The 15,471-nt window shown below is 71.6% G+C and carries 16 protein-coding genes and 1 pseudogene; 12 read left to right on the forward strand and 5 right to left on the reverse strand.

Annotated features, from left to right (window positions below):
• A pseudogene (locus R7226_RS28495) lies at nucleotides 1–1,695 on the reverse strand (hypothetical protein); the annotation flags it as partial.
• A gap of 81 nt (nucleotides 1,696–1,776) precedes the next feature.
• Nucleotides 1,777–2,550, reverse strand: a complete 774-nt coding sequence (locus tag R7226_RS28500) for a uracil-DNA glycosylase (protein ID WP_318600855.1) — start codon at nucleotides 2,548–2,550, stop codon at nucleotides 1,777–1,779.
• A gap of 121 nt (nucleotides 2,551–2,671) precedes the next feature.
• On the opposite strand from R7226_RS28500, the gene R7226_RS28505 reads away from it, so the two are divergent.
• The 7 genes from R7226_RS28505 to R7226_RS28535 all read left to right on the forward strand — a co-directional run bounded on the left by R7226_RS28505 (nucleotide 2,672) and on the right by R7226_RS28535 (nucleotide 7,841).
• Entirely contained in the window at nucleotides 2,672–3,499 is an 828-nt protein-coding gene (locus R7226_RS28505) for a DUF2520 domain-containing protein (RefSeq protein ID WP_318600856.1), read from the forward strand.
• 5 nt (nucleotides 3,500–3,504) lie between these two features.
• Complete coding sequence (gene panC, locus R7226_RS28510; RefSeq protein WP_404827920.1) at nucleotides 3,505–4,371, forward strand: pantoate--beta-alanine ligase; 867 nt, start codon at nucleotides 3,505–3,507, stop codon at nucleotides 4,369–4,371.
• The gene (panD, locus tag R7226_RS28515; protein WP_404827919.1) at nucleotides 4,368–4,748 is read left to right on the forward strand and encodes an aspartate 1-decarboxylase; all 381 of its coding nucleotides are present in this window, start codon (nucleotides 4,368–4,370) and stop codon (nucleotides 4,746–4,748) included. The genes panC and panD overlap by 4 nt, the downstream gene beginning before the upstream one ends.
• A 35-nt stretch (nucleotides 4,749–4,783) precedes the next feature.
• A complete protein-coding gene (gene panB / locus R7226_RS28520; protein ID WP_318600859.1) occupies nucleotides 4,784–5,680 on the forward strand; it encodes a 3-methyl-2-oxobutanoate hydroxymethyltransferase in 897 nt (298 codons plus the stop codon).
• A 139-nt stretch (nucleotides 5,681–5,819) separates the two neighbouring features.
• The gene (locus tag R7226_RS28525; RefSeq protein ID WP_318600860.1) at nucleotides 5,820–6,446 is read left to right on the forward strand and encodes a DUF47 domain-containing protein; all 627 of its coding nucleotides are present in this window, start codon (nucleotides 5,820–5,822) and stop codon (nucleotides 6,444–6,446) included.
• 13 nt (nucleotides 6,447–6,459) lie between these two features.
• Nucleotides 6,460–7,572, forward strand: a complete 1,113-nt coding sequence (locus R7226_RS28530) for an inorganic phosphate transporter (protein ID WP_318600861.1) — start codon at nucleotides 6,460–6,462, stop codon at nucleotides 7,570–7,572.
• Nucleotides 7,569–7,841 (forward strand): hypothetical protein, encoded by a 273-nt coding sequence (locus R7226_RS28535; protein ID WP_318600862.1) that lies wholly within the window; start codon nucleotides 7,569–7,571, stop codon nucleotides 7,839–7,841. The genes R7226_RS28530 and R7226_RS28535 overlap by 4 nt, the downstream gene beginning before the upstream one ends.
• On the opposite strand, the gene R7226_RS28540 is transcribed toward R7226_RS28535, so the two are convergent.
• Nucleotides 7,842–8,438: an acyltransferase gene (locus tag R7226_RS28540; protein WP_318600864.1), complete on the reverse strand. Its 597-nt coding sequence runs from the start codon at nucleotides 8,436–8,438 to the stop codon at nucleotides 7,842–7,844. It lies immediately after the preceding gene.
• Between the two features lie 62 nt (nucleotides 8,439–8,500).
• Between R7226_RS28540 and R7226_RS28545 the strand changes: the two genes are divergently transcribed.
• On the forward strand, nucleotides 8,501–9,151 hold the full coding sequence (locus tag R7226_RS28545) for a DsbA family protein (RefSeq protein ID WP_318600865.1): 651 nt from the start codon (nucleotides 8,501–8,503) through the stop codon (nucleotides 9,149–9,151).
• Nucleotides 9,152–9,186: 35 nt separating this feature from the next.
• On the opposite strand, the gene uvrA is transcribed toward R7226_RS28545, so the two are convergent.
• Nucleotides 9,187–12,084, reverse strand: coding sequence for an excinuclease ABC subunit UvrA (uvrA, locus tag R7226_RS28550; RefSeq protein ID WP_318600866.1), 2,898 nt, complete (start codon nucleotides 12,082–12,084; stop codon nucleotides 9,187–9,189).
• Nucleotides 12,085–12,208: 124 nt separating this feature from the next.
• Between uvrA and R7226_RS28555 the strand changes: the two genes are divergently transcribed.
• From R7226_RS28555 to R7226_RS28570, 4 genes are all read left to right on the forward strand, one after another.
• A complete protein-coding gene (locus R7226_RS28555) occupies nucleotides 12,209–12,763 on the forward strand; it encodes a hypothetical protein (protein ID WP_318600867.1) in 555 nt (184 codons plus the stop codon).
• Nucleotides 12,764–12,829: 66 nt separating this feature from the next.
• Entirely contained in the window at nucleotides 12,830–13,474 is a 645-nt protein-coding gene (locus R7226_RS28560; protein ID WP_318600868.1) for an MBL fold metallo-hydrolase, read from the forward strand.
• A complete protein-coding gene (locus tag R7226_RS28565; protein WP_318600869.1) occupies nucleotides 13,471–14,139 on the forward strand; it encodes an MBL fold metallo-hydrolase in 669 nt (222 codons plus the stop codon). The genes R7226_RS28560 and R7226_RS28565 overlap by 4 nt, the downstream gene beginning before the upstream one ends.
• Before the next feature lie 90 nt (nucleotides 14,140–14,229).
• Complete coding sequence (locus R7226_RS28570; protein WP_318600870.1) at nucleotides 14,230–15,171, forward strand: alpha/beta hydrolase; 942 nt, start codon at nucleotides 14,230–14,232, stop codon at nucleotides 15,169–15,171.
• A gap of 55 nt (nucleotides 15,172–15,226) precedes the next feature.
• Here R7226_RS28570 and R7226_RS28575 read toward each other — a convergent pair.
• On the reverse strand, nucleotides 15,227–15,471 hold a 245-nt coding region (locus tag R7226_RS28575; protein WP_318600871.1), incomplete at its 5' end, for a hypothetical protein.

Here is a 15,471-nt window from a genome sequence, read left to right on the forward strand (position 1 = left end):
AGGGCCGGCGGCACCGGCGGTGCCCGCGCCGGCGGCCGGCGGCGGCTGCGGCGGCGCCGGCGGGGCGAGCCCCAGCTCGCCGTAGATCAGCGCCCGCTGCGCGCCGAGCAGCCCGCCCGGGCCGTAGTCGAGCAGGTGGCACTGCGTCAGCCGGCCGTCGAGCGTCACGTCCAGCTCCGGCAGATGGCGGGCGCCGGCCGCCTGCGCGAAGCGGATCGCCTCCTCCAGCCGCGGGTCGATCGGCAGGTAGGCGAAGCGCGGGTTCTCCAGGCCGGAGCGCAGGATCCCCGACATCCCGAGCATCGCCTGCACCCGCGTCGCCGGGTCGCCGGTGAAGTCGACCGCCGCCTGCCACAGGACCGCGTTGCCGAGCGGGGCCGCCGCGCGCGCGTGCTCGAGCCATGGGCCCAGCTGCGGGTCCTCGGCGGCGATCGACGGAGCGTTGGCGACCGTCACCGACAGCTCGAAGCCGCGAATCCGGTCGGACAGGTCGCGCACGATCGCGATCCGCTCCGGGGCGACCTCGAAGTACGGCTCCAGCACCGCCCAGCGCTCCGGCGCGCGCCGCTCCGTCAGCAGCCGCTGGACCGCCTCCCTGTCGCCCGCGCGGACCTCGTCGAGCCGGTGCTCGCCGGCCCCGTCCCACGAGAAGCCCCAGCGGATCGCCTCGTTCTCGACGAGGTGCGAGAGGTCGATCGACAGCAGCTGGTGGCCTGCGACCGCCTTCGCGTGGAGATGATCGGCGATCCGTCGTCGCAGGTCGCGCTCGCGCTCGCGGTCGCGATGACGCAGGTCGGCGTTGAGCGCCTTGCGGACCAGCTCGTGGAGCGCGATCCCCTCCCCCAGCGGCTCCGCGAACGTGCGCTCGCGCAGCCACATGTACGCCTGCACCGCGTCGGCGTCGGGCAGCACCTCGCGCAGCAGGTCGATCGTCGTCACGCGCGCGATCGCGGCGACCGCCAGCGGACCGAGGTGGGGCCCGTCGATCTCGGCCTCGGCCAGCCGGCGGATCAGCGCGCGCACCAGCTCCGGCCGCTCGACGCCGTCGCCGCGCGCGGGCGCGGCGGGGCCGTTGGCGGTCGCGGTCGCACCGATCCCGGCGCCGAGCGCGTCGTCGCCGGCGAGCGCGAGCGCGAGCGGCGAGCCCTGCGCCCAGCCGATCAGCTCGCGCGCGCGGCGCTCGTCCTCGACCCCGTGCAGCGCCAGCAGCTCCTGCGCCTCCTGCGCGCTGAGCCCGCTCAGCTCGACCTGCACCGCGATGCTCTCCCAGCCGCCCTCCAGCCAGCCGCGACCAGGCGGCTCGCGGCCGGCGATCACGACCAGCGCCCGCTCCGGCAGGCTCGGCACGACGTCGCCGCGCAGATAGCCGTCGAGCGCCGTCATCTGCTCGTAGGTGTCGATCAGGATCAGCGGCTCGGGCTCCTCGCGGGCGCTCGCCAGCGCGGCGTCGAGCGCGCGTGGGGCCGGGGCCAGCTCGCGGCCCTCGACGAAGTGGGCGCGGCGTCCGCTGGCGCCGGCGCGGCGGGCCAGCTCGCGCAGCAGCGTCGACTTGCCGATCCCGCCGGGGCCGTGGATCAGCACGACGCTGGCGTCGCCGTGGCCGTTCAGGCAGCGCTCGAGGAACGCGAGCTCGACGCCCCGTCCCACGAATCTGCGCCGGTCGCGTTCGGCGAGCCGGGCTCCGATCGTCGCCATGCCGGGACCTTACGATGCGGGCGCGCCATCCTCCACCCCAGGCTTCCATCTTCTGGACGGACGACCGTCCCGCGACGGTGGCTAGAACAGGCCGAGCTGGTGCTCGTCGGCCTGTTTGGCAGCCGCTTCGAGCACCTCGGCACCGGGCTGCGGGGCGCCTTCCTCGGCGGGTTCCGGGGTGGCCTCGGCGGCGGGCTGCGGGGCGGGCTCCGCCTCCGGCTCCACGACTTCGGGGACCGGCTCGAACACCTCGGGCGCGGGCTGCTCCGGCAGCGGCGCCGCCAGCAGCTCCGGCAGCTGCGCGAAGTCGGCCCGCAGCGTGTCGAGCATGCTCGGCGTGTAGAGCGCGGCGGCCGGGTGGTAGATCGGCAGCAGCGTGACGGCGCGGCGGCCGAGCACCTGCACCTCCGGTCTGCCGTGGACCTTCGAGATCCCGGTCGGGTCGTCGCGCAGCAGCTTCGTCGAGAAGTTGCCGAGCGTGCAGATCACCTTCGGCTCGATCAGCTCGACCTGCCGGTGGAGGTAGTCGCGGCAGGTCTCGATCTCAGTCGGGCGCGGGTCGCGATTGCCCGGCGGACGGCACTTGAGCACGTTCGCGATGAAGACGTCGGCGCGCTCGAGCCCGACCTCCTGCAGCAGCTTGTCGAGCAGTCTGCCGGCCTGGCCGATGAACGGCAGGCCGCCGCGATCCTCGTTGGCGCCGGGCGCCTCGCCGACGAACATCAGGTCGGCGTCGGCGTTGCCGGCGCCGAAGACGACGGTCTGGCGCGTCTCCGAGAGCGGGCACTTCGTGCAGGTGCTGGCTTCGCGCCAGACCTCCTTCAGCAGCTCACGACGCTCGACGGCGGTGGTCATCGCTTCCCGATGGTATTCACGTCGCCCGACGGCTGTACTACCATCTGCGCTGAGCCGTCACCCACGGGGACGGACTGTCGTGTCTACGTCGTGCCACCACACTGCTCGACCGGTATCTCCCATGCGGGAACTGGAACGGGAATCGGATCTCCAAGATCTCACGCGCAGCCGCTGCGCGATCGTCGGCCCCGGACGTCTCGGCCGGGCGCTCGCTGACGCGCTGCCCGCTGCCGGCATCGCCGTCACCGGCCCCTTCGGGCGCGGCTGGTCAGGCGACGACACCGAGATCATCCTGCTGTGCGTCCCCGACGGCGAGATCGCCGCCGCCGCGCGCGCGATCGAGCCCCGTCCCGGCCGGCTCGTCGGCCACTGCTCCGGCGCCACCACGCTCGCGCCGCTGGCGCCGCACGAGCGCTTCTCGCTGCATCCGCTGATGACCGTCCCCGCCGACGGTGTGCCGACGTTCGACGGCGCGACCGCCGCCGTCGCCGGCAGCAGCGACGCGGCGCTCGCGACCGCGACCGCGCTGGCGCGAGCGCTTGAGATGGCGCCGGTCGAGGTCGCCGACGACGATCGCGCCGCCTACCACGCGGCCGCCTCGGTCGCATCGAACTTCCTCGTGACGCTCGAGGCCGCGGCGGAGCGGATCGGCGCCAGCGCCGGGATCGACCGCGCCGCGCTCGTCCCGCTCGTGCGCGCGGCGCTGGAGAACTGGGCCGCGCTCGGCGGCGAGCGGGCGCTGACGGGGCCGATCGCGCGCGGCGACGAGGCGACCGTGACGCGCCAGCGCGACGCGATCGCCGAACGGACGCCGGAGCTGCTGGAGCTGTTCGACGCGCTCGCCGATGCAACCCGTGCCCTGGCGGGCATTGCGAGTTCCACGCCGGCGAGCGGCGCTCCCGACGCAAACGGGAACTCGCGGGCGCTGGCAAGCGAGGGCGTGGCCTGATGTCGTTGCGAGTCATTCGCACTGTGAGCGAGCTGCGCTCCCTCCTGCGCACCGAGCGGCTCGCCGAGCGCACGATCGGGCTCGTGCCGACGATGGGCGCCTTCCACGCCGGCCACCGCTCGCTGATGGAGCGCGCCGTCGCCGCCCACGCCGTGACGGTCGTCTCGCTGTTCGTCAACCCGACCCAATTCGCGCCGACCGACGACCTCGACGCCTACCCGCGCGACGAGCAGCGCGACGCCGACGTCGCCTCGAGCGCCGGCGTCGACTACCTCTTCGCGCCGTCGGTCGACGAGGTCTATCCCGCCGGCTTCGCGACGACCGTCAGCGTCGCCGGAGTCGCCGCGACGCTCGAGGGCGCCCACCGCCCCGGTCACTTCGACGGCGTCGCGACCGTCGTCTCCAAGCTGCTCAACATGGTGCAGCCGGACGTCGCCTACTTCGGCCAGAAGGACGCGCAGCAGGCGCTCGTGATCCGCCGCCTCGTGCGCGATCTCGACATCCCGGTGCGGATCGAGGTCTGTCCGACCGTGCGCGAGCCCGACGGCCTCGCGATGTCGAGCCGCAACGCCTACCTCGGAACCGACGACCGCGTTCGCGCGATCGCGCTGCGGCGCGCGCTCGACGCCGCTGAGGCGGCCGTCGCCGGCGGCCAGCGCGAGGCCGCCGCCGTCGAGCGCGTCGCCCGCGCCGCGCTCGCGGAGTACGCCGTCGAGCCCGAGTACGTCGCGCTCGTCGCGACCGACACGCTTGCCCCCGTCGATCGCCTCGACGGCGAGGTGCTGCTGGCCCTCGCCGCGCGCGTCGGGCCAGCCCGGCTGATCGACAACACGATCCTGACCACCACCGACGGAGCCCCGGTATCCGCATGATCCGCACCATGCTGAAGTCGAAGATCCACCGCGCGACCGTGACCGCGTCCGACCTGCACTACGTCGGCTCGATCACGATCGACCCGGATCTGCTCGAGGCATCCGACATCCTGGAGCACGAGCAGGTCGCCGTCGTCGACGTCGACAACGGCGCCCGCTTCGAGACGTACACGATCGCCGGCGAGCGCGGCTCCGGCGAGATCAAGGTCAACGGCGCCGCCGCCCGCCTCGTCCACCACGGCGACACGATCATCGTCATCTCCTACGCGCAGTACGACCGCACGGAGATGGAGCACTACGAGCCGAGAGTCGTGCACGTCGATTCGCAGAACCAGATCATCCACGTCGACAGCGAGGTGGCGACCCTCCTCTCGTGAGGGCGCCAACCTTGCCTGACAAGGAGTTCCGCACCATGTCCGCAGCACCTGTCCCCAGCAACGTCCCCACCAGCGCCGGGTCGATCGACCGGCTGCCGGTCTCACTCCCCCAGCTGGCCGAGAAGAAGCGCCTCGGCGAGCCGATCGTGATGGTCACGGCGTACGACTACCCGTCGGCCGTCGTCGCCGAGCAGGCCGGCGTCGACGTCGTGCTCGTCGGCGACTCGGGCGCGATGACCGTGCTCGGCTACCCCTCGACCGTCCCTGTATCGGTCGACGAGATGATCATGCTCGCCTGCGCGACCCGCCGCGGGCTGCGCACGCCGCTGCTCGTCGCCGACCTGCCGTTCGGCTCCTTCGAGGCCTCCGACCAGCAGGCGATCGAGACGGCCCGCCGCTTCATCAAGGAGGCAGGGGCCGACGCCGTCAAGCTCGAAGCGAATGGCGTCGCGGCCGAGCGCGCCCGCGCGCTCGTGAACGCCGGGATCCCGGTGATGGGCCACGTCGGCCTGACGCCGCAGACGGCGACCGCGCTCGGCGGCTACCGCGCGCAGGGCCGCACGGCCGAGCGCGCGCTCGACGTCGCCCGCGACGCGCTCGCGCTGCAGGAGGCGGGCTGCTTCTCGATCGTCTTCGAGGCGATCCCGTCGCAGGTCGCGAGCGTGTTGATGGAGCGGATGGAGGTTCCGATCATCGGGATCGGCGCCGGCGCCGCGACCGACGGGCAGGTGCTCGTCTTCCACGACCTGCTCGGGATCCGCGAGGGCGTCGGAGCGCGCTTCGTCAAGCGCTACGCCGACCTCCACGACGAGATGGTCGCGGGCGTGCGCGCCTACGCCGAGGACGTGCGCACGCAGCGCTACCCCGAGGCCGATCACACCTACTCGATCGATCCGGTCGAATTCGAGCGCTTCAGCGCGGAAGTCGCCTGAGCGGAGCCCCCTGCGGGCGATCTCAGCGCGCCGTCATGGCGCACGCGCGGCCGGCCCCGGCGGGCCGGCCGCGCGGCCTTCCGGCCAAGCCTCTACACTCCGCGCCGTCGTACACATCTCGTACACGGATCGTTCACACATGGCGCGCCTGTCACAGATCTTCTCCCCCCGCGACCGCGAGTTCTTCGACCTGTTCGAGGAGGCGGGCCGCAACGCGCTGCAGGCGGCTGACCTGCTCGACCAGATGCTGCGGAACTTCCCCGAGACCAAGGGTCTCGCGCGGGACATCCTGATCTGCGAGCAGGAGGGCGATCGGATCACGCACGACATCATCAATCGCCTCAACAACACCTTCGTGACGCCGATCGATCGCGAGGACATCCTCGAGCTGGCGTCGAGAATCGACGACGTCGTCGACTTCACCGAAGAGGTCGCCGACTACCTCGGGCTCTACAAGATCGAGGCGCCGATGGAGCAGGCGCAGCGGCTCGCTCACATCCTCTTCCAGTCGACGCGTCAGATCGTCGAGGCGATCCCGCGGATGCGCGACTTCAAGGACATCTCGCACTTCACCGTCGAGGTCAACCGGCTCGAGAACGAGGGCGACCGCGTCGTCCGCGAGGCGATCGCATCGCTGTTCGACAACGGCATCGACCCGATGGTCGTGATCCGCTGGAAGGACCTGTTCGAGCGTCTCGAGGACGCGATCGACGCCACCGAGCACGTCGCGAACGTGCTCGAGGGCATCGTGATCAAGAACTCCTGACGTTCCAGGCCCGATGGACCAGGACATCATCCTCTTCATCGTCGTCGCGACGGCGCTCGCGTTCGACTTCACGAACGGCTTCCACGACACCGCCAACGTCGTCGCGACGTCGATCTCGACGCGCGCGCTGAACCCGCGCGTCGCGGTCGCGCTGGCGGCGGTGCTCAACTTCGTCGGCGCCTTCCTGTCGCTGGAGGTCGCCTCGACGATCGCCAACAACATCGTCGACCAGAGCGCCGTGACGACGACGATCGTCTTCGCCGGATTGGTCGGCGCGATCGTCTGGAATCTCGTTACGTGGTACTTCGGGCTGCCGTCGAGCAGCTCGCACGCCCTGATCGGCGGCGTCGTCGGCGCGATGTTCGTCGCCGTCGGCACCGGCGCGATCCACGGCGACGGGATCGTCTCGAAGGTCCTCGTGCCGGCGCTGATCGCCCCGCTGCTGGCGTTCGCCGCCGCCGGCCTCGCGATCACCTTCGCCTACCGCATCGTCGGCAAGCTCGCGCCCGGACCTGTCAGCCGCGGCTTCCGCGTCGGGCAGATCTTCTCCGGCGGCCTGCTGGCGCTCGCGCACGGCACCAACGACGCGCAGAAGACGATGGGCATCATCACGCTCGCGCTGATCTCCAGCGGCCACCTCGGCGCCGACGCGACCGTGCCGACGTGGGTCGTCGTCTCGGCCGCGACGGCGATCGCGCTCGGCACCTACATGGGCGGCTGGCGGATCATCAAGACGATGGGCAGCCGCATCATCAAGATGGACGCCGCGCAGGGCTTCGCGGCCCAGGGCGCCGGCTCCGCCGTGATCCTCGCCGCGACCCACTTCGGCTACCCGCTGTCGACGACGCACACGATCTCCGGCGCCGTGATGGGCGCCGGGGCGGCCAAGCGGCTGTCGGCGGTGCGCTGGGGCGTCGCGGGCAACATCCTCGTCGCCTGGGTGCTGACGCTGCCGGCCTCGGCATTCGTCGGCGGGCTCGTCTACGCGATCACCCACCTGTTCGGCGACGGTGCGCTCGGCCCGATCGTCGTCGCCGCCGCCGGCGTCGCGCTCGTCGCGTTCATATTCGCGCGGCGCCTGCAGAAGGGCGCGGCGATCACGACGACCGCGGCGGAGAGCGCATGAGGGCCCTGGGCGTCGAAGCGGTCGCCCCGCTGGCGGCGAAGATCGTCGACTGGGGTCAGCTGCTGGAGGTCGTCGAGGCAGGCCTGATCGCCGGCGTCGGGATCAGCATCGCCTTCTCGCTGCTGATCCTCGGGACGGTCCGTGCCGGCGAGGCGCAGCAGCAGTCGCGCCCGCTGCCGATGGTCGGCTACGGCGCCATCGCGCTGATCGGCCTCGCGATCTGCCTCGGCGCCGTCATCTTCGGCGTCAGCACGATGCTGTCGAAGTAGCTACGGGTACTCGATCCGCTTCAGCACTCTCGCGGGCGCGCCGGCGGCGATGCTGAAGGCGGGGATGTCGCTGGTGACGACGCTGTTGGCGCCGATCACCGCCCGCTCGCCGATCGTCACGCCGCTGGTGACGACGACGTTGGCGCCGCACCAGACGTTGTCGCCGATCCGCGTCGGCCCCTTCGTCGTGAAGCCCTGCCACGGGACCGGCTTGTCGGGATCGTCGAAGCGGTGGTTGCCGTCGGTCACGAAGCAGCCGTTGGCGAACATGCAGTGCTCGCCGATCTCGACCAGCTCCATCGCGGCGATCATCACGCCGAGGTTGAGGAAGCTGCCGGCGCCGATCCGCAGGCGGGCCTGGTCGGGCGCGGTCAGCCACACGCCGGGCTCGAACATGACGCCGGGCCCAATCTCCAGCCGGCCCTGCTGGAGCGCCTCCAGCACGTTGCCGTGCAGCGGCCAGCGCGCGAACGCCTCCCGCCGCATCAGCTCCCAGTGGATGCGGCCGCGATTCCACGGCAGCTCGTTGCGCTGATACCAGCGCCACTTCTGCGCCCACAGGATCGCCTGGCGCCGCAGCTCGGCCGTCTCGCTCATCGGCGGGACGCTATCGGACGGTCTCGATCGCCCGCCTGCCGCCGATGCGCGATCATCGGCCGATGCGCCCGCTGCTGCCGCTCGTCCTCTCGCTGCTCCTGCTGCTGCCCGCGACGGCGTCGGCAGCGTCGAGCGCCGCGTCGTCGAGGCTCGAGCAAGCGGTCGCCGGACTGCCGCAGCATGGCGATCGGCTCGGCCGACGCGACGCGCCGCTGGTGATGGAGCTGTTCGCCGACCTCCAGTGCCCCTTCTGTGCCGAGTTCTCGGCGAGCGCGCTGCCGCGGATCGTGCGCAGCTGGGTCGCCGGCGGGTCGTTGCAGATCCGCTACCGGCTGCTGACATTCCTCGGCCGCGATTCCGTGCGTGCCGCGCGGATGGCGATCGCGGCCGGCGAGCAGCGGCGGCTGTGGCAGTTCACCAGCCGGATGTTCGCCAACCAGGGCCAGGAGAACACCGGCTATGTGACCGACGACTACCTGCTGGAGGTCGGCCGGCTGGTCAGCGGGCTCGACGCCGACGCCGCCCTGACGGCGGCCCGCGCCGACGCGACGCTCGACCCGCTCCGCGCCGCCGACAGACTCTCCCAGCGCCTGCGCGTCAAAGGCACGCCGACGTTGGCGCTCGGACGCCGCGGCGGCCCGCTGACGCTGTTCGACGGCGCCGCTCGCTACCGCGAGATCGACGCCGCGCTCAGAGCGCTGCAGCGGCGCTGACCAACGCCGCCGCTGCCACCTTGCGCGTCCGGCTGCTACGCCGCCGCGGCCACCTTGCGCGCGCGCCGTCTTCTCGGCGCCGCTCTTCTGCTCAGCGCGACCGGCCGCTCGGCCGCGAGGATGTCGCGCAGGAAGTCGCCGGTGACCGAGCCCGGCGTCGCGACGATCTCCTCCGGCGTCCCGAAGCCGAGCAGCAGACCGCCCTCGTCACCGCCCTCGGGACCCATGTCGATCAGCTGGTCGGCCGTCTTGATGACGTCGAGGTTGTGCTCGATCACGACGATCGAGTTGCCCTGGTCGACCAGCCGCTGCAGCACCTCCAGCAGCTTCTCGATGTCGGCGAAGTGAAGACCCGTCGTCGGCTCGTCGAGGATGTAGAGCGTCTTGCCGGTCGCGACCTTCGCCAGCTCTGCGGCGAGCTTGACGCGCTGCGCCTCGCCGCCGGAGAGCGTCGTCGCCGGCTGCCCCAGGCGCATGTAGTCGAGCCCGACGTCGTGCAGCGTCTGGATCCGGCGGCGGATCTTCGGGATGTGCTCGAAGAATTCGAGCGCCTCCTCGATCGGCATCTCCAGCACGTCCGCGATCGACTTGCCCTTGAAGTGGACCTCGAGCGTCTCGCGGTTGTAGCGCTTGCCGTGGCACTGCTCGCAGGGGACGTAGACGTCCGGCAGGAAGTGCATCTCGATCTTGATCTGGCCGTCGCCCCTGCAGACCTCGCAGCGGCCGCCCTTGACGTTGAAGGAGAAGCGGCCCGGCTTGTAGCCGCGCGCCTTCGCCTCCTGCGTTCTGGAGAAGAGGTCGCGGACGAGGTCGAAGAGGCCGATGTACGTCGCCGGGTTCGAGCGCGGCGTGCGCCCGATCGGCGACTGGTCGACGGCGATGATCTTGTCGAGCTGGTCGAGGCCGGTGATGCGCTTGTGCGCGCCCGGCCGCTGCTTGGCGCGGTGCAGTCTGTTCGCGACGCTCTTGTAGAGGATCTCGTTGACGAGCGTCGACTTGCCGGAGCCGGAGACGCCGGTGACGGCCGTGAAGGTGCCGAGCGGCACCTTCACGGTGACGTCCTTGAGGTTGTTCTGCCTCGCGCCCTCGATCGTCACGTAGCCGCTCGGCGTGCGCCGCTTGGCGGGGATCTCGATCCGGCGGGTGCCGGCGAGGAACTGCCCGGTCTGCGACTCCGCGACCTGCTCGATCTGCGCCGCCGTGCCCTCCGCGACGACGTGGCCGCCGTGCTCGCCGGCGCCGGGCCCCATGTCGACCACGTGGTCGGCGGCGCGCATCGTGCCCTCGTCGTGCTCGACGACGAGCACGGTGTTGCCAAGGTCGCGCAGCCGCTCCAGCGTCCCTATCAGCTTCTCGTTGTCGCGCTGGTGGAGGCCGATCGACGGCTCGTCGAGGATGTAGAGGACACCGACCAGCGACGAGCCGATCTGCGTCGCGAGCCGGATCCGCTGCGCCTCACCGCCCGACAGCGTCGCCGCCGCGCGGTCCATCGACAGGTAGCCGACGCCGACGTTCTCCAGGAACGCGAGCCGCTCCTCGATCTCGCGCAGGATCAGCTTCGCGATCCGCCGCTCCTGGTCGCTCAGCTGCAGCTCCCTGATCCAGCCGAGCGCCCGTCGCGCGGGCATGTGCGTGTAGTCGTGGATCGCGGTGCCGCCGACGAGCACGGCGCGCGCCTCCGGTCGCAGGCGCGCCCCTCTGCAGTCGGGGCACGGCACGACCGACATGTACTCCTCGATTCTCTCCCGCGCCCACTCGGAGTCGGTCTCGCGGTAGCGCCGCTCGAGGTTCGGCACGATCCCCTCGAAGCTCGTCGTGTACGAGCGACGGCGGCCGAAGCGGTTCTTGTACTGGATGTGGACCTGTTCGCCGTTGGTCCCGTAGAGGAAGAAGTCCTGGGCTTCCTGGCCGAGGTCCTCCCACGCCGTCTCGAGGTCGACGTCGTAGCGCTCGGAGATCGACTGCGTCAGCTGCTCGTAGTAGTTCGACGCGCTCGCCGACCAGGGCGCGATCGCGCCCTCGCCGATCGACAGCGACGGGTCCGGCACGACGAGGTCGGGGTCGATCTCCATCTGCGAGCCGAGCCCGGTGCAGCGCGGGCAGGCGCCGTGCGGGGCGTTGAACGAGAACAGCCGCGGCTCCAGCTCCGGAAAGGAGATGCCGCACTCGAGGCAGGCGAACTTCTCCGAGTAGGTGCGTATCTCGCCGCTGTCGACCAGCTCCAGCTCGACGATCCCGTCCGCGAGCGTGACGGCCGTCTCGATCGAGTCGGCGAGCCGCTTGCGCAGCTCCGACTTCATCACGAGCCGGTCGACGACGACGGAGATGTCGTGTCTGAACTTCTTGTCGAGTCTGATCTCCTCGTCGAGCCGCCGCAGCTCGCCGTCGATCTTCACGCGCGTGAAGCCCTCCGCGCGCAGCTCGTCGAGCTGCTTGCCGTACTCGCCCTTGCGGCCGCGCACGATCGGCGCGAGCACCATGAAGCGGGTGCCGTCCTCCAGGTCCATCACCTGGTCGATGATCTGCTCGGCCGACTGACCGGCGATCGCTCTGCCGCATCTGGGGCAGTGCGGCTGCCCGACGCGCGCCCACAGCAGGCGCAGGTAGTCGTAGATCTCAGTGACGGTGCCGACCGTCGAGCGCGGGTTGCGCGAGGTCGTCTTCTGGTCGATCGAGATCGCCGGCGAGAGCCCGTCGATCGAGTCGACGTCGGGCTTGTCCATCTGCCCGAGGAACTGACGCGCGTACGCCGACAGCGACTCGACGTAACGACGCTGGCCCTCCGCGTAGATCGTGTCGAAGGCGAGGCTCGACTTGCCCGATCCGGACAGGCCGGTGATCACCGTCAGCGCATTGCGCGGGAGTGTGACGGTGACGTCCTTGAGGTTGTGCTCGCGGGCCCCGGAGACGACGAGCTGATCGGATGGCGGCATTGACGATCACTATAGAAGGGCGAACGGACGTTCGCCCGCTCGCCGAAACACCAGAGATCCGTCTCACGGGGCGGCATCGCGCACTAGGCTGGCGCCCCCACACTCCACCGATCGGAGCATCGCCATGCGTCTCACGTTCTTCGCCAGCCTGCTCGCCGCGTTCACGCTCGCACTCGGCGTGACCTCGGCGGCTGCATTCCCGATCGCGGCGACACCCGGCGGGAACATAACCGCCATCGAGGACACCTTTACGTTCGAAGGCCCGATCGGGGTCAGCATCAGCTGCGACGTGACGATGACCGGGACGCTCAGCACGACGATAGCGAGAGCCGGAGCCACGATCGCGACGATCAACAGCGTCACGCTCTCCGGGTGCAACTATCCCACCAGAGCGGACGTCACGACACCGTGGACGCTCACCGCGAACAGCCACACCACTCCCCTCACCGTGATCGGCGCCAACCTCGCCGGCGTCGTGTTCGAGGTGAGAAACCTGCCGATCGTCGGGCCGTGCACCTTCGCGGGCGGGATCGCGTTCAACGCTCCCGTCAGCAGCGGCGTCACGTCCTACATCGGCACGCTCGCCAGCACGCTGTCGTCGACATGCCAATTCGTGGTCGGCAGAGTCGCTGCCGGGCAGACGTTCGCACTCAGCCCGAACCAGACGATGAGAGCCTGACCGGCACCGTCCTAGCATCGGGAGCAACCGCCGCACACCTCGGTACGTCTCAGTACCATCGCGCCGATGGACCAACTCGCAGACGGTGTCCACCAGCTGGCGGGGTTCCCGCCCAACAGCATCAACGTCTATCTCGTCGGCGACGTGCTGATCGACGCGGGCAGCCCGCTCGACGGCCGGCGGGTGCTGAAGCAGCTGCGCGGCCGCACGGTCACCGCGCACGCGCTGACGCACGGCCACTTCGACCACTACGGCCCCAGCGCGACGATCTGCCGCGAGCTGGGGATCCCGTTGTGGTGCGGCGCCAACGACGTCAGAGCGGTCGAGGCCGGCAAGCAGGTCGGGCTCGGCCGGCGGACCGTCTCCGGGCTCGGCGCCAGAGCGGCGCCGGTCGACAGAGCGCTGCGCGAGGGCGACGATGTCGCCGGCTTCACGGTGCTCGACGTGCCGGGCCACTCCCCCGGCCACGTCGCCTACTGGCGCGAGGCCGACCGCGTGCTGATCTGCGGTGACGTGATGTGGGGTTTCAACCCCTTCCTGCTGCGCGGCGCGATACGCGAGCCCTACCCGGCGCTCAGCCCCGACGCGCACCGCAATCGCGAGTCGGCGCGGCGGCTGGCGGCGCTCGAACCGGAGCTGGTGCTGTTCGGCCACGGCCCGCCGCTGCGCGATCCCGCGCGCTTCTCAGCAGCCGTCGCGAAGCTGCCGTGAAGCAGCTCGCGGACGGCCTCTGGCAGTTGCGCGGCTTCCCCCCGAACGGGATCAACGTGTACGTCGCCGGCGAGGTGCTGATCGACGCGGCGACCCGCCGCGCGGGCGGACGGATCCTGCGCCAGCTCGAAGGGACGCCGATCTCGGCCCATGCGCTGACGCATGCCCACCCCGACCACCAGGGCGCCAGCCACGAGGTCTGCACGACGCTCGGGATCCCCCTGTGGTGCGGCGAGGCCGACGCCGACGCGATGGAGAGCGGGCGGATCACCGAGGAGCAGCCGTCGCATCCCGTCAACCGCCTGATCGACCTCTTCTGGACGGGACCGCCGCATCCTGTGGCTCGGCGGCTGCGCGAGGGTGACGAGGTCGCCGGTTTCACGGTGCTCGACGTGCCGGGCCACTCCCCCGGCCACGTCGCCTACTGGCGCGAGGCCGACCGCGTGCTGATCGCCGGCGACGTCATGAACAACATGAACGTCGACACCGGGCTGCCGGGTCTGAGAGAGCCGAAGCTGCGCTTCACGCCCGACCCGGTCGTCAATCGCGCCTCGATCCGGCGACTGGCGGCGCTGGAGCCGGAACTCGTCCTCTTCGGCCATGGCGCTCCGCTGCGCGACCCGGCGAAGCTGAGCGCGTTCGCGGCACGGCTGCCCCGTCCCTAGGGGGATTCCGGCCGGCCTGGACGCCGCGCCGACGGCCCGCCATCCGTCCAGGCGAGGGATGACGCCCGCCGGCACGGGTAACGTGAACGCATGTTGCGCGAGGACGTGACCTTCGACGCCTGGGGCGAACGCTGCGCCGCGTGGCTCTACCGGCCCAACCCGCAGGGGGCGACCGCCGCCGATCCGCGCGGCGTTCCCTGCGTCGTGATGGCACACGGCTTCGCCGGCGTCCGCGACGCGCGGCTGGACGCCTTCGCCGAGCGCTTCTCACTCGCCGGATTCGCCGTGCTGCTGTTCGACTACCGCGGCTTCGGCGCCAGCGAGGGCGAGCCGCGCCAGCTGCTGTCGATCCCGCGGCAGCTCGCCGACTGGGCGGCGGCGATCGCCTATGCGCGCACGCTCGACGGCGTCGACCCCGAGCGGATCGCCGCCTGGGGCACGTCCTTCTCCGGCGGCCACGTCGTCACGACGGCCGCGCGCGACCACCGGCTCGCGGCCGCGATCGCGCAGGCGCCATTCGCCGACGGCGTGCGGCAGGCGTTCGCGCTGCCTCCCGCGCAGGCGCTGCGGCTGACCGTCGCGGCGCTCCGCGACGAGCTGGCCGCCCGGCGCGGCGCGGAGCCGCGGATGATCCCGGCGGTCGGGCCGCCGGGCGCACTGGCGGCGATGACCTCGCCCGACGCCGAGCCCGGATACCGCGCCATCGTCCCGGCCGGGTCACCGTGGCGCAACGAGGTGGCGGCGCGGATCGCGCTGCGCCTGCTCGCCTACCGGCCGATACGGAAGGCCGCCGCGGTCGACTGCCCGCTGCTCGTCGCGGTCTGTGACGACGACGTCGTCACGCCGCCCGAAGCCGCACTGCGGCTGGCGAGAGCGGCCCCGCGCGGCGAGCTGGTCCGGTACCCCGGCGTCGGCCATTTCGACATCTACGTCGGCGAGACGTTCGAGCGCGCCGTCGTCGATCAGGTCGCCTTCTTCACCGAGCACCTGCTGGTCGCGCCGGCCCCGCGGCCGGAACCGGCGCTGGTGTAGGCCCGCGCGACGGCGCCAGGGCGCGCCGGGCGCGCGCCCGACGCGGCGCGGCCGCTCAGCCGCCGACGGTCGCGTAGACCTCGTCGAGCAGCCCGGTGCGATCGGCGAGCTGGAAATGCTCGGCGAGGTAGGCGTCGGTCTCCTCGCGCGGGGTGCCGCTGAGCGCCATGTCGAGCGCGACGAGGCGGGCCGACTCCTCCCCGTCGTCGCCGGCGAGCGGCGCGGCGGCGGGCGCTGCCGGGGGCGTGGGCGCAGCCGGGGCGGCGGCGGGCGCTGCCGGGGGCGTGGGCGCAGCCGGGG

The organism is Conexibacter stalactiti (assembly GCF_033542075.1).
Lineage (GTDB): Bacteria > Actinomycetota > Thermoleophilia > Solirubrobacterales > Solirubrobacteraceae > Conexibacter > Conexibacter stalactiti.

Bases quoted from the DNA above. Each gene is read 5' to 3' on its own strand.
- R7226_RS28500 (WP_318600855.1), bottom strand. From the start codon at position 2,550: ATGACCACCGCCGTCGAGCGTCGTGAGCTGCTGAAGGAGGTCTGGCGC.
- R7226_RS28505 (WP_318600856.1), top strand. From the start codon at position 2,672: ATGCGGGAACTGGAACGGGAATCGGATCTCCAAGATCTCACGCGCAGC.
- panD (WP_404827919.1), top strand. From the start codon at position 4,368: ATGATCCGCACCATGCTGAAGTCGAAGATCCACCGCGCGACCGTGACC.
- panB (WP_318600859.1), top strand. From the start codon at position 4,784: ATGTCCGCAGCACCTGTCCCCAGCAACGTCCCCACCAGCGCCGGGTCG.
- R7226_RS28525 (WP_318600860.1), top strand. From the start codon at position 5,820: ATGGCGCGCCTGTCACAGATCTTCTCCCCCCGCGACCGCGAGTTCTTC.
- R7226_RS28530 (WP_318600861.1), top strand. From the start codon at position 6,460: ATGGACCAGGACATCATCCTCTTCATCGTCGTCGCGACGGCGCTCGCG.
- R7226_RS28535 (WP_318600862.1), top strand. From the start codon at position 7,569: ATGAGGGCCCTGGGCGTCGAAGCGGTCGCCCCGCTGGCGGCGAAGATC.
- R7226_RS28540 (WP_318600864.1), bottom strand. From the start codon at position 8,438: ATGAGCGAGACGGCCGAGCTGCGGCGCCAGGCGATCCTGTGGGCGCAG.
- R7226_RS28545 (WP_318600865.1), top strand. From the start codon at position 8,501: ATGCGCCCGCTGCTGCCGCTCGTCCTCTCGCTGCTCCTGCTGCTGCCC.
- uvrA (WP_318600866.1), bottom strand. From the start codon at position 12,084: ATGCCGCCATCCGATCAGCTCGTCGTCTCCGGGGCCCGCGAGCACAAC.
- R7226_RS28555 (WP_318600867.1), top strand. From the start codon at position 12,209: ATGCGTCTCACGTTCTTCGCCAGCCTGCTCGCCGCGTTCACGCTCGCA.
- R7226_RS28560 (WP_318600868.1), top strand. From the start codon at position 12,830: ATGGACCAACTCGCAGACGGTGTCCACCAGCTGGCGGGGTTCCCGCCC.
- R7226_RS28570 (WP_318600870.1), top strand. From the start codon at position 14,230: ATGTTGCGCGAGGACGTGACCTTCGACGCCTGGGGCGAACGCTGCGCC.